Origin of the sequence: Collinsella sp. AM31-2AC (assembly GCF_003469285.1) — a bacterium.
Classification (GTDB): domain Bacteria; phylum Actinomycetota; class Coriobacteriia; order Coriobacteriales; family Coriobacteriaceae; genus Collinsella; species Collinsella aerofaciens_AT.
This window is the reverse complement of record NZ_QSJB01000018.1, coordinates 23047-39036: the sequence shown is the minus strand read 5'-3', so window position 1 is coordinate 39036 and position 15990 is coordinate 23047. Positions and strand designations below refer to the sequence as shown.

Below are 15990 nucleotides of genomic sequence, written 5' to 3'. Positions count from 1 at the left end.
AGGCGGGGCCGAGGCCGCCTCGATCAATTTGCGAAAGAATCTTGACGGTACCGAAAATGTTGGTGCTAGGGTGGCACCCTAGCACAGTTTAACGAAAGAAGGGTCTTCGTTCTGGAATCTGAAATCACCACAGCAACAGGTTCAAGGAAAGGATGAAGATCGTTACGGAAACCTTACCAGGCCTGACGCCGGACATGCTCGCCATGCCCCGGTTCGAAGACAGCGCCATCGACATGCAGGAGTTGCTGCGCAGGTTCGCCGATTAGGTCGTGAACGCCGTGATGGACGCCGAGGCCGACCGACTGTGCGGCGGCGGGGCGAACAGCCGCGACAGCTACTGCGAGCGCAGCCTCTTCCCGGAGGACGTGATCGAGCGAGGCCAGCGCGTCGGCTGTGCCCTCGTGGCCGCCGTGGTCGAGATGTACGCTGCGGGCGCTAGCACCCGCAAGGCGCAGAGGGTGGCCGAGAAGATGGGCGTATCGAGACTCTCCATGGACCAGGTGAGCGCAATCGCCTCGAGCCTGAACGTCGACATTGAGGAACGATCCGACGATATGGCTACACTTCTTTTGAGTAACTACTCTATACGCTGTTTGAAGAGGACTTTGCAAGAAAATTTGGCCCTTGTCGTCCGCGGCACTTCGCTTGTGCTTGGCTTTTAAAATGGAATATCGTCTTCGATGTCCTCTAGATGGGAAATCAGATTCGCCATGATGGCCTCTCTTTTTCTAGGACTCGCATTATCGAGTAGGTTCACAAAGTCAGAGATGGTGTTGATTGATATAGACCCTGGTTTTGTTTCGACTGCTCCATTGATTAGAATGTCAGTTAGATATTTGACATTTGCAAGTGAACTGTCTAATAAATGTGATTTAAGCAAATTATGCAGATGCGTGCGAACTGTGTCTGCATCCAGCTCAAAAGTTGATAAATGACTTTTGTAGACAGCATGTTGGCTTATTTCATTAATAAAATTGCGAAAGGCCTGCTTTTCCTTTGTCGTGAAAAACGGTGATTCGCGTTCATCTTCGCGCTCATCTGGGAGATCAAAAGCGTCAAGATACCTTGTGTATTCGCTATCAATAAGATCGTCTTTATGTCTTAGAAAAATCGGCTTTATGTAGTCACTGATGTCGTCATCCTTTAATATCCATTCGACTTGCTGGTTTTCTAAGGCGACTGAAAGGATGCGGAGCTCTTGTTGATCTGTGATCACGTGGGGGCTGGAACTTAGTTTTGAAATAATCGAATGCGTCTCAGCGAAGGAAAGCGAATTTGCCAGCGCTTCTATTAGATCATTAACGTCAGCGTTAGCGGCGTTCTTCGTATCGACATCGCTGGTGTCCGGTGTGATCTCGAATTTCTCTTCATCTTTAGGGCGATTATTAAGTTTGATTACATTTTTCAAGTCGCCTTCGACCGTGATGTTGTTCCGATCCTTGAAATACTCGGTCATTCTTTTGTCGTCGGTGCAAATTATCACACGTGTTTCATTTGAACACTGCTCGAGAAAATGGTCGATTGATGCGACAATGCAGGCATCTTTAAAACCCTTATCGCTCTTTTCTTCGAATGGCGGCTCGTGATTTATTGCCCACTTGTATATACGCGAGAATGCGTATTCGACCGGCGCTTGAGGTAAGACTTTAAACTGGATCGATCTATCGCTGCGGATTTCCTCTTCGACTTGTTCGAAAGTCAGGCTTTCGGCCTCTTTCATTGAAAAGCTCGTCAGCTTGAGTATCCCGCTTCTATTAATTTGCGCCTGTTCCCTCAGAAAAGACAAACGTTTCTGTGCCACTATTTCATCGATAACGACTTCGGGAATATATAGTTCGTTACTTGCGGCAATTGTCTGTAATTGCTTCCGGTTGCCTAGAAGCTCGGAATATGAGTTTTCGTTCCTAGCCAGATTTGTGTCGACGATTACTATCACGATTGCCTCTCCTTTGTTGGCTACTTTCTTAAACAATATTATCCATTGCCACGCATCAAAGATTGTCTTTAATCGTTGCAACGCTGACGGTGCCACACGCTTGCAGTCCCTGATTTGTTATCACTTTGAGTGCTATGGTAATTCGTTCAAAGTGGTCGGGGTTGTAGCGATTTGTTACACGGCTTTGTATGGATTCTACTGTGTGGGCATTGGAGTTTGTTCTTGCTGTCAGTCAGCGTTGGCGAGTTTTCTCTGGTTGATTGTTGCCGCGTCGTCGACCAAATACTTACGCGAGGCAATGGTCTAACCCGTGATGAAAAGAAGGTTAATGACAACTTCCTCCACTTCATGAGGAACGGTTAGGACAAGGGGCTGAGACGCGTGATGTTTTCCCTAGATAGGATCTTCAGGGATAGGTTCACGCTAAACGGTCTTTTGCCATGTTCTGTGTCGATTCCCCACATGAAAGGTGACCTTGCCAACGGTTCGGTCCGACTTCCATAATTTGTTGGCGCCACGCAGCAAGACGAAGCGACTGTCATCGTTTCGAAGGTCGCTGTGCTCGCTCAGGGCAGTGGCGGTAAGATTGCGATTCTAGTTCGCAAGCGCGGTGCCCTGACCAATCTCGTCACTGACGAGCTGACTAAAGAGGGGATGTCACACTCCAACGGACTTTTCTCGGATATAGAGCCAGAGTTCATTGAATTCAATGCGTTTGCTTTATCCAGGATTACCGATGAAGCGTCTGGAGAAAAGGGCGTCAGCCGGTTTGCTGCGGACAAAATAATCGACTCCATCTCTGATGAACTGCTGACTTGCTCCGGGAGATTCGAGTATGGGCGGTCCTATGCCATGCTTCTTAGAGCGCTTCGGAAACACCTTAAAAATGACTGCGTCGCGCTGGATCCGTCGGAGCGCTTCGACTATATCATGAGCGTCTTTTCCGAGGGCTCCCTGCGGCGTTTCTCCGATTACCTTGATGCAGATATCTCGATGATGACCATTCACTCCGCTAAGGGGCTCGAGTGGAACACTGTTTTCATTCCGGGCGTTACGCGTTTTGATTGGCCTGGAGTGATTTGCTCTCGGTGCGAAAGTGCTGGTATGCGCTCGCGTTCTGCGCATGGATGTCGGATCGTGGATGCGAAGAAAATGCCAGATGGGCTTATTGAGGAAACGGGCCTGCTTTACGTCGGCGTCACTCGCGCCCGCAAAGCGGTATATGTCTCCGCTTCTATGCAGCTCAGGACAAATTACGGGAACCATCAGGTTGCCTGCCCCTCTTGCCTAACGTCTCTTCCAGGCATTGAGCCTGTGAGCTGGACGGTCATGGACGGGGAGGGGTGATCTGTGGCGGTATGGAGCGTTTCCGCTATTGGCGCGAGGCCTGGTCGCGGTTCTCGCTGTGGTTTCATGGAGTGTGCACAAGCTGTTCCTTGACGAGAACGGCTTGGGCACTAGCGTCTTGGTGGGGTGCGGCGTTTGTTTAATTAGCCACTGTTGAATATTGCGAAGTGGTACCGCAGCATTGCGCCTAGGCGCCGTGGCCGTCATGGGCCCTCGTTGCCTTTTTCTTGCTAACGTTCGGCTCTGCGGTGCTGCCGCGTGTTGTTTTTGCTCATGTTGGCGCGGGTCGTGTCGTGTGCGTCTTTGTCCGTGATGGTTGCTTCTTCTCGGATGAAGTGGTCGAGTGCCATTGCCTCGAGCCCGGATGCGGGCGTCATGGAGCTGTGCATAAGGCCACTGGACGGATCGCCGCCGCCCTACGATGGTGGCGTCAGGCGCTGATATAGCTGCTGATTGAAAGACATTCTGGTAAGTTCACAATTGCCCAGTTCTTTGACCCGTGGGTCCCTGTCATCGTTGCCGTATATCAACGCGCATAGATCTTCTACAATACGCTTGCGTCTATTTTCAATATCCTGCTTATAGGGAAGTTCATCCTTATTGGCTCCCCATACCGAATCAATCACTTCATCAAGATATTGGATGAAGCGATTGCTGTGTTTCGCAAGTTCGTAGACAGCCCCGAAGTCAGTGCTGGTTTTCATTTCGTGCCAGGCGAGCGGGTCATAGTAAGCAAGAATATTTATTACAGGAAGCAGGCCCTGGTCTGGGAAATGCTGAACCCTTCCATCCCCAAAGTGCTCCCAGTGGTTAGTAATGTATCCGGACAGACTTGTTATAGAGTCGATAAGCCTGTTGCAGGCTCTTAGTGAGGCATGTTTGTAGCTGAGCAAATCGACGGTTATATCCATGAAGGTATATCCATCCATTGTATTGATGCCTTTATACAGAAGGTAGTCAGCCGGCTTTATCGGATTTAGCTCTAGGCGCTTGTCGTAGAAGCGCTCGAGGTATTTTCTCCCTTCAAATCTTGGGCCATATACGCCTTGGAGGGAATGTGCAAGCTGCGTGATGTCGGTCGAATAAACCACAACGATGCTTTCTTGTTGAAACAGGGTTTTGGTCTGCTCGAGCACCTTTATAGCGAATTCGGGCCGGCAGCGGTCAAGCTCGTCGATAAAGATGATGGCTCGTTTGGCTACCTTGGGCAGATGGCTCTTTATGAGCTCGCCAATTTTGCTCCTAAGCTCTTTTTCCGCTTTGTACTGTTCGAGAAAATCGGTGCCGCTGAAATTTTCAATGATGCCATTAATGTCAACGCCGTATCCAATAATGGAAGCGGCGGTTTCTATGACGCTAATGACTCCCTTGCCGAAATCCTTTCCTCCCTTGACGCTCTGTTCGTCTACGGCGTTAGCGATAGAGGCCAATATAGGCAAGATCGGATTGTCGAAATGGTCGTCTTCCCATGCGTTGAAATAAATGGGGAGGCATGGTGTCGCGGGGAGTTCTGTTGCGGTTTCTCCTAGTGTCGCGTTAAGTGTCTCGAAATCGTGTTTGAGAGTCGGATTTGCCATTTGCAGGACTCTAGCTACTTGTTTTACAAAGAATGTCTTGCCAGATCCCCAAGGCGCGTCAATAACAAAGGTATACGGAGGCTCAACCGTAATGAGCATCTTTAGAAAGTCCTCAATTTCTCTCTTGCGGTGAAGCGGATCCTGGCTGAGGGCGTTGTCAATCGCTTTCGGCGTGGGCTCCTCATCGACTCGTTTCATGGTGGCCGCCTTCTTTCTGTGGTCTTAGATTGTGTTTCGGTCTTATTCTTTCCGTAAATAGGATCGGTAGGTCTCTTCATATCTGGCTTCCATCCGTAGGTTTTACCCTTTTAATGTTTAACAATGCCTAGACCGTAAAATGGGCTTACTGGTTATGCTGATTGATTGGATGGTTTAGATGGCGCTTTCAATGAGTCAAATACACTGGGATTACTTCATTTTGCTCGAGGAAGATGTCATTCGTATATTGCATTACATCGAGCCAACCGAAGCGAACTATGGCACCTATGGCGCCGAGCTCGTCAAAGCCTATCTCTCGATTTGTTCCGAGATCGACGTCGCCTTTAAAGATCTTAACCACCTTGTTGGGCGTTACGAGAGCGTCGATTGGGGTGCGGTTAAAAACATTTCCGAAGCGCGTGAGATGGTTCACGCTCGCTTCTCGCAACAGTTTCGTTTTAGCTGGGTTGTTATTGATGCCAGCGAGATCGTTATTAACCCCTGGTCATCTTGGTGGGCAGATGATGGGACCGAATCCACCATGAATCCTGAATGGTGGATCTCGTATAACAATGTCAAACACCATCGCTTAGATAGCTATGCCGAAGCCAATCTTGGCAATGTGCTCCAGGCGCTTTCAGGATTGTTCGTTCTCCTTTCCTGTTTATATCGGTATGAGTATGAACACAATGCGGATGAGGCCCCTCGCTATCTGCCCGCCCCGCAGCGATTGAAGTTCTCGAGTCGGGGGATCGAAATCGGCTCGAGCGATCCGTTATATGTTATCGATACCGCGCTCTGCTCTTCTCCGGGCTTTCATGTTGACAAGCCACTGCAGCTGCCTTCATCAGGCGAGAGAGATTCTCGTGATGATTGCGAACGGGGCGTGAGTTCGATTCAAGTGAATGATTGAGTGTAGTTGCCGACTAGCAATTAGGCGAACCCGCTCCATTCCCGTCAAGTTCGATTAAGCAGTGACTCAAGAGTTGTGAGTTCGCGTGGCGATGTAACGTGAGTATTTTCTCGCTTGAGCTTGAGTCGTCTGCGGAGGGCGGCGGAGATTGCGCCGTGCCCCAGTTCCATTAGTTCCTTGCAGTATTGAGTAGGGTTCCATTGTGGCTTTTCGAGTGGACGATTGCTTGCTCGTCGACTTGTTATTTAGCTAACGGCAGTTTAAGCATGAGGCCGCCTTTAACCTCCGTGAGGCTCGATACCGGCACCTTCCAGGAAAAGTCCATAAGGCTGCCGCCTAAGTCCAGTTCCGCATGTCCATACTCTTCGATTTTGTAGTCAGGGTTGTTCTTGTCGGGCTTAAGGCGCCACTTGACCGGTTGCGATCCGACGATTCGATACTCCCGTTGGTATGCAAATTTGGGTGTTTTGATAACAAGGTTGTCCGGGATGCCTTGGAATGCCTCGGCAGTTACGCTTGGACTAGGGGCGCCGTAAAAGACGGGGCCGTGCAGGGATACGCCATCTCCCGAATCAAACTTCCTATTTAGCAGCCGCTCAAAGCGGTCATACCGCACGATGCCGATCCAGCCGTCGGAACACCTGAACTCCTCGACCATTCGCTTGGTAATTACGACAGCGTTGTCAACGATGTCGCTCTCCCACACCGTGTACATGCAGTAGATCGGCAAGAGCCAATGGGCGTAGATGCCCATGCCGCATGCCAGAGACGCTTCTAGCGGATCGCCCTGCTCTCCGGGCAGACCGTGATAGTAGCCGGCGGCGTTCATATAGAGGCGCCCGTTCATCAGGTCGTCGATGTACGCCTCTTGGGGAGCGAACTTCAGTAGGTAGATGATTCCGTCTATTGGCATGGCGAGTCCTCTCGTTGGTTGATGTATTCCGAGCCTCGTCATGTGCTCAGGTTCTTAGTGCAAATATAAGAGCGTCTCCTCAAACCCGCGTGCCGGATTGGGTAATGTCGTGAAAGTTGGCGTAGCGTCCGATCTAAAGCAATGCGTCTCGACGTTGAAGAACCTGGTATGCGGTTGATTCGATCATCCTCTAGCTTGTGGGCATTGATGCTTTCGTGGCGGGCGAACTGGGTATGATGCTTCACCTTATTGAGGTGTATAGTACGTAGTCATAGTACAAAAGCTCTTTGGGGCTTTAAGGGCGACGCTTTCAGTTAGAGGGTGTTGCCCTTTTTTATGCGTTTAAAGTCTGGCACGCCGGCCGTGTCCGCTTCGACGATGGACTCATTTTTACCGCACTTCCGTGTTCGGCGCCCTATACCTGTTGTCTTGGGAGTGGTAAACACTTGATTGATGTTTCCTAAAGTCTATAATCAAATAAAAACTCTGAAATATCTTTTCAAAACAATGAAAGGAATTTTGAGGACGATGCTTTGTCAGTTCACCTTCAGGAACTATAGATCCTATCGCGACGAGACCGAGCTTTCTATGCAGGCAACATCGATGAGGGAGTTCGAGTGCTCCCTCATAGAGTTCCCTGACGGGCAGAGTTTTCTTCCGGTGGCTGCGGTGTACGGGCCTAACGCTGGCGGCAAGTCTAACCTGCTCGAGGCGCTTGACTACATTCGTTCGGCGGTGGCCAGGCCGATCAGATTGCTGTCTGCAAGCACTGATGCGCCAGAGGGTAACCGCCCTTCGATACCCCGTTGCTCTGCGTTTGAGTTCGATGAAGTGTCGGCTGCTGAGCCCACCGAATTCGAGCTCTACTATCGCGCGGGTGAGCACGAGTACCGCTATGCCCTGTCCGTGCATGCGGACGAGATCGTGTCTGAAGGCCTGTGGCGGCGAAAATTGGGAGCGTCACGCACGGCGATGCTGTTCGAGCGTGAGGGCGCAGAGGTTGAACTCGGTCCCACGCTGCGTAAGCTCGTGACGGCTGCGAGATTCAATCCGAGGCTGCCGTACCTGTCGTTTCTCTGCATCAACTTTGACGCGCCGGTGGTCAAGGAGGCTGCCAGCTGGTTTCTTGACGGGGTGTTCCTGAACTATAACAGCTCCTATCTGGAGCAGATGCTCGAACAATTGCTCGATGAGGATGACTCACCCGAGGTCACGCGTTTTTTGCGCGCCGTTGATGTACGTATTGATGGCTTCAGAGTGGAGAGGGCGCCGGAGTGGCGCGGCCAGCGCGTCTTCGTGAGGCACGAGGTGGGCGGCAAGGCGTACGAGCTGCGTTTATCCGAGGAATCTGCCGGAACCCAGAAGCTCATGGGGTTGGCTGCGTATCTGATGACAGCGCTTGAGCGTGGTGGCACCGTTGTGGTAGACGAGCTCGACGCCAAACTGCACCCGAAGCTTCTTCGCTATGTGATTCTGCTGTTTAAGGATCCTGGGGTCAACAAGAGTGGCGCGCAGCTCATCTTCTCGTCCCAGGATGTGTCAACCATGCGAAACGATGTGTTCCGCCGTGACGAGATATGGTTCGCTGCGCGCGGCGAGGGGGAGGCGAGCCAACTGTGGTCTCTCGCCGACATCCACGAGGCAAACGGTAATCTGGTAAGCAAGAACGCGGCTTTCGACAAGCAATACCTGTCCGGTCGCTACGGCGCCGATCCGTATCTCACCCGCATCTAGGAGTGGGATTAGCATGGTGGCGAAGAAGTCGAAGGGCTGGCGTAGCGGCAAACGAGAGGGCCGCTCGCGCATGGTTCAGATGACGCGTCATCTTGTAGTGAGCGAGGGCAAGGAGACCGAGCCTCGCTACTTTGAGGGTGTGCGTGCGGCGTTGGGTGCGGCGAACGAGCGTAAGGTTGCCATTGTCGTTAAGGGGACCGGCAAACACACACTTGACCTACTTGACTTTGCCGTCGAACACTGCCGCTATGCGCCCGAGACATTCGACCATGTGTGGCTCGTGTATGACAAGGATGACTTTCCTGCGTCCGACTTTGACGCGATGGAGCGCAAATGCGACGAGCTCTCCGATGGTTCGAGGACCTTCCATGCGTTGTGGTCGAACCCCTGCTTCGAGCTGTGGCCTCTTCTGCACTTTCGCTACACGACCGCGCATATGTCCGCGTCCGACTGCCAGCATGCCCTCGCGCAGGAGATGTCGAGAGACCTGGGCATCGAGTACCGCAAGAACTTGGACGGGCTGTTCGAGGTGGTGGACGGCAAACGAGGCGAGGCATTGCGGCGTGTTGGGCGCCTCGTCACATACCATAGGGGGCTGGGTAACGTTAAGCCATCTGCGCAAAACCCTGCAACTAAGGTGGGCGAAATTTTCGATGTAATCGGGCCGTATCTGGCTGGCTAGTCGAGTCTGTGGATTGGCTTTCCGGTTAGGGCGATTGGCGGATTGTGATGCGCGATTGCAAATCCGGTGCGTAGGAGAAGTGCGGAGAAAAATCGAAACTCGCCGAGCATAGCCCGATTTCAGGCAACAAAACCGCAGGTCGCGGGCGCCCAAAACTAGGGTCTGGTCGACAGGTCTCGGTTTTTCACCCCACTTCCGAATTGGTCGCTCATTTAGCACTCTCGATGTCTCCACATCCTCTAAAAAAGTTCTTAAAACAGCCTTAAAGGCGTTCCAACTCGCGTTGACAGCGTAAAATACGCATGTTTGACTATGACAGAAGTGGATTTTAGGGGAGGGGTGCGCCATGGAAGTGCTGGTTGTTGGCAACACCGCATATGTTGACGATGACTTTTGTGCCAAGGCGTTCCCCGGCGACCATGTGCAGGTCGTAGCCGCGCAGGAAGCGCGCCGCGATAAGTCGTCGCCCCGTGCCTCGTGGAAAGAGCTGCTCCAGCACTTGGAGCAGGCCTACGAGTTCGACCGCGTGGTCTACCTGTCTAATTACCTAACCCCGCATACCGATACCGTGGGCGATATCGAGCTGCTGCGCTCGGTCTTTCGTACGTGCGCGGGTCGCCGGATCCAGCTGTTGTATATAGCAGGTCCCGCGGGTGCCGAGGGTGCCGCCGATGCCGCGGGGCGAACGGGCAAGGGCATTATCGCGCACGCAGCCAACGACCTGTGCCGCTACTACGCTGCTCGCGAGGGCGTTCAGACTAAGATCCTGCGCGTGCCGTTCCTGTATACCGCGTCTGCCGCGCTGGAGGACCCGTTTTTGGTGCCGATGCTCGACGAATGCTCAACCGGATCGGCCGCTCTGCAGGGCGCGCAGGATGCGGCGTTTCCTCTGCTGTGTGCCGAGGAGCTTGCGGTGCTGGTACGCCGTATCTTCGACAGCTGGGATGGTAACTTTGAGACGCTCGACGTAGCCGATACCTTCCATCACACGGTGGGTGAGGTGGGTGACGCTCTCAAGGCACTGTTCCCAGGGCTCTCAGTTGCCTATGGCGATTCTGCCGGCTACGCCCTGCCCGCCAGCGACGTCGCTCGCGTGCGCTATGGCTGGTTTCAGCGCTACGACTTACTGCGCGACCTCTCGACCATTCAGGCTCGCTGGGATGCTGGTCGTGCAAAGAAGGTCAACCCCTTGCGCGCGGCCATCGACCGCATTCAAATGCGCGCGCTGCCTGTCAAATGCCTGGAGACGGCAGTCGCCTGGGTGCTCTTTGAAGTGCTGGAGCGCTTGTTCTCCCAATCGACCCAGCTCAACGTGCTCGATTATCGCCTGCTCTACGTGGTGCTGATCGGCACGCTGTATGGCTTGGACTTTGGCCTGGTTGCGGCGCTGCTGGCGTCGGTGGGTTTGGCCGCGAGTTACTTTACTCTGTACGGCTATACCTTCCAGGGCCTGTTCTACGAGCCGTCCAACTGGCTGCCGTTTATTGCGTACTTTGTTGTGGGTGCCGTGTGCGGCTATGTGCAGCTGCGCAACAGCGAAGCCATAAGGGCGGAGCGCGATCAAAACGAGCTCGTGCGCAACCGCAATACGTTCCTTACGAAGCTCTACCACGACGCGATCGAGGACAAGCGCGCGTACAGGCGCCAGATCGTGGGTCGCCACGACAGCTTTGGCAAGATCTTTGCCGTGACGCAGGAGCTCGACGTGTTCAACCCACGCGACATCTATCGCAAGTGCTGCGAGCTTCTGGGCGAGATCCTCGAGAACGATTCGGTGGCGATCTACCATGTTTCGGGCGGAGCATTTGCACGCCTGGTGGCGGCAAGTCCCGCGATTGCCGAAGATGCCGCACGCTCGCTCACGCTTGAGCAGCTTGCACCTCTTTTGGGTGACGGGGGTCGTTCGAATCTGTGGGTGAACCGCGAGCTGACGCCGGGGCTTCCCATGTTTGGATACACGATCGAGCGCGACGGGGCACCCGCCGTGTTGATCTTTGTGCGTCGCGCGGCCGAAAACCAAATGACCCTCTATTATCAAAACCTGTTCCGCATCTTGTGCGGCCTGGTCGAAAGCGCGCTGGGCCGTGCCTTTGACTATGAGGCGGTGGCACAGGATAAACGCTGCGTTGACGGCACTTGCGTGCTCAAACAGGCTGCCTTTGGCCAAGAGCTCGCGGCCGAGCAAGCGCTGGCAGATGGCAAGATGGGCAGCTTTTTGCTCCTGCGCGTGGTACCGGGCATGGAGCCTGTCGGCGAGCTGGTGGGCGCAATTGGGTCGGCAATCCGCGAGAGCGACGCGGCGGGCTTGGTCGATGGCGACGTGCTCTACCTGCTTATGCGCCAGGCAAAGGCGTGCGATCTGCCCATTATCCGCGAGCGCCTGAGCGCAAAGCAGATTGCGGTGGAGCCCGTCGACGGCGAGGACATCGTGGCGCTGCTGCAGCACATCGCTTACACCGGTGACGGTGAGGGGGATGTCGCTTGATCTCACTTGTCGTTGCCGCCGTCTTGCTGCTGATTCATGCGCTGGTTTGCCTGGTGCTTTGGACGCTTATGAAGTTGGGCCTGCTGCCGGTGCGCGGGCACATGCTGGCTGTGATAGTGCTGGTGCCGCTGTGGGGCCCGTTGCTGGTGGTTCTGCTATCGGTCCGCGGCGCGGTGTTTGGCGAGGGGCTGAAAGAGTCTGCGCTGGAGTCGCTGCGCTTTAACGACGACCTGCATCGCAGCATCCTAGTGCACGAACGTGATGCCGATGCAGGCGTAGTGCCGCTCGAGGAGGCGCTCATCGTCAACGATCCGGCAGAACGGCGCCGCCTCATGCTCTCCATGCTCACCGAGGAGCCCGACGCGTACCTGGCGCAGCTGCAGGCGGCTAAGCTTAACGACGACGTTGAGGTGGCTCACTATGCCGCGACGGCGGTGGCGCAGATCTCCAAGGAGTCCGACCTTAAACTGCAGCAGCTGGAGCGTGCCTTTAAGACGGACCCGAGCGCGCAAAACCTCAACGAATACTGCGATTTTCTTGGTGAATACTTGGGCTCGGGCTTGGCTGAGGGGCGCGTGGCTCAGATTCAGCGCCAACAGTACGCGCGCCTGCTTGCGCGTCTCTGCGAGCGCGAGGACACCCTTGAGCTGCGCATTCGATACGCGGCGGCGCTGACCGATATCGGACAGATCGACGAGGCGCAGGCCGTGACCGACCAGCTGGTGCTCGACGTGCCCGAGGAGCAGGAGGTTTGGATGCTTTGCCTGCGCCTTGCGGTGATGCGCCGCGACGGTGACGAGGTCCACCGCGTGATCGATGCGATTGACAAACAGCATGTATACTTGAGCGCCGCCAACCGCGAGGAACTGGCGTTTTGGCGCAACGGAGAGGAGGCCCGATGAGCGTGGTGCATCATTTCCGCGACCGTGCGGGCCATTTTCGCTGGATGGGGCTGCTCGTGGTGTGGGCGGTCTTTATCGCCATGGCCGCCGTGCTGTTGATCGAGCGTGCCGGCGTGCAGTACAGCGCCGGGCAGCATAAGCTGGGCCTGCTCGCTGCCAACGACGCGGTGCCGGCAAGCTCGGCGATGTTTGGCCAAAAGCCCACGTGCCTGGTTATTACCGACTCGGACCAAGATGGCGTCGAGGACGTCAAAGAGCAGTTCGACCAGATCTTGCTTGACATGAAGATCGCCTACCGCGATGTGGATATTGCCACCGATGGTGTTGATGCGATTCCTTCCCTCACATCCTTCGACCGCGTGATTTTACTGATGCCGTCGCTCGACGGGCTCGGTACGCACCTCTCCGACATCATGAGCTGGGTGAGTGCCGGCGGTTCGCTGATGCTCGCCATGACGCCGGATAATTCCAGCTACCTGCAGGCAATCGGTCCCAAGCTGGGCATCGATTCTGCCGGCTATGAATATTCGACGGCAGAGAGCATCGTGCCGAGCGAGGACTTTATGATTGGCGGTGGCCAGCGTTATGAACTCTCGGATCCTTTCGATTCGTCGCTTTCGGTTTCGCTGCGTGAGACGGCCCACGTGTGGGCTAAAACCGGCGACACGGGTACTCCGCTTATTTGGTCGAGCGATTGCGGCAGCGGCCGTACCGTGGTGTGCAATATCGGTATCTACGACAAGGTCATGCGCGGTTTCTATGCTGCGGCCGTGAGCCTGTTGGGCGACGCCACGGCCTATCCGGTCATCAATAGCGCCGTCTTCTATCTGGATGACTTTCCTAGCCCCGTTCCTTCGGGCGACGGCACCTACATCAAGCGTGACTACGGCCTTTCCATCGCCGACTTTTATGCCAAGGTCTGGTGGCCCGATCTGCAAAAGCTCGCGCAAAAATACGGTATTCGCTATACCGGCGTGATGATCGAAAACTACGAGGACGCGGTCAACCAGACCGAGCCCGCGCGCCAGGCCGATACCACGCAGTTCCGCTACTTTGGCGGCATGCTGCTACAGATGGGCGGAGAGCTGGGCTTTCACGGCTACAACCATCAGCCGCTGGCGCTCTGGGACACCGACTATGGCACGCTGTACGACTACAAGACGTGGAAGAACAAGGAGACGATCGTTGCATCGCTCAACGAGCTTATCGCCTTTCAGGACGAGGTGTTGCCCAACGCGCACGGCTCGGTCTACGTGCCGCCATCAAATATCCTTTCGGCCCGCGCACGCAAGATCATCGGCGAGGACGTGCCGCACATTAAGACCATTGCCAGTACGTATTTTGAGGACGGCACCGATCTTCCGTACGTGCAGGAGTTTGGCGTGGCGAGCGATGGCATTGTGGAGCAGCCGCGTATTGTCTCGGGCGGCATGGTCGACGATTCTTACATGCGCCTTGCTGCCGTGTCCGAGCTCAACATGCACTACGTGAGCACGCACTTTATGCATCCCGATGACCTGCTGGATCCCGATCGTGGCGCCAAGGAGGGCTGGGAAGTCTATAAGGGCGGCCTGGTCAACTATCTGGACTGGCTTTCTACGTCCGCTCCCGACCTGCGCCACCAGACGGGTTCGGAGTGCTCGGGTGCCATCCAGCGTTTTTCGTCCGTGACGGTGAGCGTGGATACGAGCGACGATGCCTGGACGCTCAACCTGGGCAACTTCCACGACGAGGCGTGGCTTATGTTCCGCGCCAATAACGGCGAGCCGGGTACGGTGTCCGGTGGCGAGATTACGCATCTGACGGGCGACCTGTACCTGGTCAAAGCCACGGACAAGACCGTGACGATTGCACGCAAGGAGGGTGGCGACAAATGAGAATCTGCTTGGTACTCGAGGGCTGCTACCCCTATGTGCACGGCGGCGTGTCCACATGGATGCACGGCTATATACAGGCCATGCCCGAGCACGAGTTTGTACTGTGGGTGATTGGCGCGCATGCTGCCGACCGCGGCAAGTTTGTCTACGAGCTGCCCGGCAACGTGGTCGAGGTACACGAGGTGTTCCTGGACGACGCGCTGCGTCTTTCGGGCGAGCAGGAAGAGGTCGACTTTAATGACCGCGAGCGCGAGGCGCTGCGTCGCCTGGTGTCGCTTTCTAATCCGGATTGGGACGTGCTGTTCGATATCTTCCAGCGCCGCCACGTACATCCGCTCTCATTTTTGCAGAGCCGCGCCTTTATGGATATCTTTCGCGACGTGTGCCTGGCCGAGTACCCCTACACGCCCTTTGCCGACGCATTCCACACCATGCGCTCCATGCTGCTGCCCGTGCTCTACCTGCTGGGCAGCGAGGTGCCGGTGGCCGATGTGTACCATGCCATCTCGACTGGCTACGGCGGCCTGCTCGCCTGCCTGGGCTCAAGCGTTCACCATGCGCCGGTGCTGCTGACCGAGCACGGTATCTACACGCGCGAGCGCGAGGAAGAGATCATTCGCGCCGACTGGGTGGTGCCGTCGTTTAAGGACCGCTGGATTCGCTTTTTCTACCTGCTTTCGGAGGAGATCTACCGTCGCGCCTTCCGCGTGACAAGCCTGTTTCACAACGCCCGCAAGACGCAGGTCGATATGGGTTGCGATGCGGACAAATGCCTGGTCATCCCCAACGGTATCCAGTTCGACCGCTTTAAGGACATTCCCTTAAAGCCCGATGACGGCTGGGTGGACATTGGCGCGGTGGTGCGTCTAGCGCCCATCAAGGACGTTAAGACCATGATCTATGCCTTCTTTGAGCTGCACGAGCGCCTGCCCAAGGTGCGCCTGCATATTATGGGCGGCGTGGACGATGAGGAGTACGGCGCCGAGTGTCATGCGCTGGTGGAGACACTGGGCGTGCGCGACCTGATCTTTACCGGCCGCGTCAACGTGGTCGAGTACATGGAAAAGCTCGACTTTACCATTTTGACGAGCATCTCCGAGGGCCAGCCACTCAGCGTGCTGGAGTCGCTTGCTGCACGTCGCCCCTGTGTGACGACCGAGGTCGGCTGCTGCCGTGAGCTGCTCGAGGGCGCCCCCGGTGACGACTTTGGCGTGGCAGGTTTTGTGACGCCGCCCATGTATCGCAAGGGCTTGGCCGATGCCATGGAACGCATGTGCGCGAGCCGTGCCCGCCGCCTGGAAATGGGGGAGCGCGGCCAGCGTCGCGTGGCGACCTACTACCTACACGAGCAGATGCTCGCCAACTATCGCGCGCTGTACGACGAGACGGCGCGTGCGTTTGACCTGCCCAGAGAGGGGGAGTAGCC

At 55.4% G+C, this 15990-nt stretch carries 12 protein-coding genes; 9 read left to right on the top strand and 3 right to left on the bottom strand.

Going from position 1 to position 15990, the window contains the following annotated elements; genetic code table 11:
• Positions 1-281: 281 nt before the first annotated feature.
• The gene (locus DW796_RS08710; RefSeq protein WP_199579844.1) at positions 282-662 is read left to right on the top strand and encodes a transposase; all 381 of its coding nucleotides are present in this window, start codon (positions 282-284) and stop codon (positions 660-662) included.
• Here the strand turns inward: DW796_RS08710 and DW796_RS08705 are convergent.
• Positions 659-2032: a PIN domain-containing protein gene (locus DW796_RS08705; RefSeq protein ID WP_158567720.1), complete on the bottom strand. Its 1374-nt coding sequence runs from the start codon at positions 2030-2032 to the stop codon at positions 659-661. The genes DW796_RS08710 and DW796_RS08705 overlap by 4 nt on opposite strands.
• Positions 2033-2494: 462 nt before the next feature.
• Here DW796_RS08705 and DW796_RS08700 point away from each other — a divergent pair, with 462 nt between their 5' ends.
• Positions 2495-3283, top strand: coding sequence for a 3'-5' exonuclease (locus DW796_RS08700; protein WP_118094854.1), 789 nt, complete (start codon positions 2495-2497; stop codon positions 3281-3283).
• A gap of 416 nt (positions 3284-3699) precedes the next feature.
• Here the strand turns inward: DW796_RS08700 and DW796_RS08695 are convergent, their stop codons facing one another.
• On the bottom strand, positions 3700-5058 hold the full coding sequence (locus DW796_RS08695; RefSeq protein ID WP_118094853.1) for a P-loop NTPase fold protein: 1359 nt from the start codon (positions 5056-5058) through the stop codon (positions 3700-3702).
• Between the two features lie 178 nt (positions 5059-5236).
• On the opposite strand from DW796_RS08695, the gene DW796_RS08690 reads away from it, so the two are divergent.
• On the top strand, positions 5237-5971 hold the full coding sequence (locus DW796_RS08690) for a hypothetical protein (RefSeq protein ID WP_118094852.1): 735 nt from the start codon (positions 5237-5239) through the stop codon (positions 5969-5971).
• 241 nt (positions 5972-6212) lie between these two features.
• On the opposite strand, the gene DW796_RS08685 is transcribed toward DW796_RS08690, so the two are convergent.
• On the bottom strand, positions 6213-6884 hold the full coding sequence (locus tag DW796_RS08685; protein ID WP_117564828.1) for a hypothetical protein: 672 nt from the start codon (positions 6882-6884) through the stop codon (positions 6213-6215).
• 528 nt (positions 6885-7412) lie between these two features.
• Between DW796_RS08685 and DW796_RS08680 the strand changes: the two genes are divergently transcribed.
• The 6 genes from DW796_RS08680 (at position 7413) to pelF (ending at position 15988) form a co-directional block, all read left to right on the top strand.
• On the top strand, positions 7413-8618 hold the full coding sequence (locus tag DW796_RS08680; RefSeq protein WP_158567719.1) for an ATP/GTP-binding protein: 1206 nt from the start codon (positions 7413-7415) through the stop codon (positions 8616-8618).
• Positions 8619-8631: 13 nt separating this feature from the next.
• Positions 8632-9300, top strand: coding sequence for an RloB family protein (locus tag DW796_RS08675; protein ID WP_118094850.1), 669 nt, complete (start codon positions 8632-8634; stop codon positions 9298-9300).
• Positions 9301-9646: 346 nt separating this feature from the next.
• On the top strand, positions 9647-11785 hold the full coding sequence (locus DW796_RS08670; protein WP_118094849.1) for a DUF4118 domain-containing protein: 2139 nt from the start codon (positions 9647-9649) through the stop codon (positions 11783-11785).
• A complete protein-coding gene (locus DW796_RS08665; RefSeq protein WP_118094848.1) occupies positions 11782-12687 on the top strand; it encodes a hypothetical protein in 906 nt (301 codons plus the stop codon). Before DW796_RS08670 ends, DW796_RS08665 begins: the two co-directional genes overlap by 4 nt.
• Positions 12684-14564 carry a DUF2194 domain-containing protein gene (locus DW796_RS08660; protein ID WP_118094847.1) on the top strand — a complete coding sequence of 627 codons (1881 nt, stop codon included), beginning with the start codon at positions 12684-12686 and terminating at the stop codon, positions 14562-14564. The genes DW796_RS08665 and DW796_RS08660 overlap by 4 nt, the downstream gene beginning before the upstream one ends.
• Positions 14561-15988, top strand: coding sequence for a GT4 family glycosyltransferase PelF (gene pelF, locus DW796_RS08655; protein WP_118094846.1), 1428 nt, complete (start codon positions 14561-14563; stop codon positions 15986-15988). Before DW796_RS08660 ends, pelF begins: the two co-directional genes overlap by 4 nt.
• Positions 15989-15990 lie beyond the last annotated feature (2 nt).

What these genes read in the sequence shown, in the direction of transcription:
- DW796_RS08710 (WP_199579844.1), top strand. Translation starts at nt 282, where the DNA reads ATGGACGCCGAGGCCGACCGACTGTGCGGCGGCGGGGCGAACAGCCGC.
- DW796_RS08690 (WP_118094852.1), top strand. Translation starts at nt 5,237, where the DNA reads ATGGCGCTTTCAATGAGTCAAATACACTGGGATTACTTCATTTTGCTC.
- DW796_RS08695 (WP_118094853.1), bottom strand. Translation starts at nt 5,058, where the DNA reads ATGAAACGAGTCGATGAGGAGCCCACGCCGAAAGCGATTGACAACGCC.
- DW796_RS08685 (WP_117564828.1), bottom strand. Translation starts at nt 6,884, where the DNA reads ATGCCAATAGACGGAATCATCTACCTACTGAAGTTCGCTCCCCAAGAG.
- DW796_RS08660 (WP_118094847.1), top strand. Translation starts at nt 12,684, where the DNA reads ATGAGCGTGGTGCATCATTTCCGCGACCGTGCGGGCCATTTTCGCTGG.
- DW796_RS08670 (WP_118094849.1), top strand. Translation starts at nt 9,647, where the DNA reads ATGGAAGTGCTGGTTGTTGGCAACACCGCATATGTTGACGATGACTTT.
- DW796_RS08675 (WP_118094850.1), top strand. Translation starts at nt 8,632, where the DNA reads ATGGTGGCGAAGAAGTCGAAGGGCTGGCGTAGCGGCAAACGAGAGGGC.
- pelF (WP_118094846.1), top strand. Translation starts at nt 14,561, where the DNA reads ATGAGAATCTGCTTGGTACTCGAGGGCTGCTACCCCTATGTGCACGGC.
- DW796_RS08680 (WP_158567719.1), top strand. Translation starts at nt 7,413, where the DNA reads ATGCTTTGTCAGTTCACCTTCAGGAACTATAGATCCTATCGCGACGAG.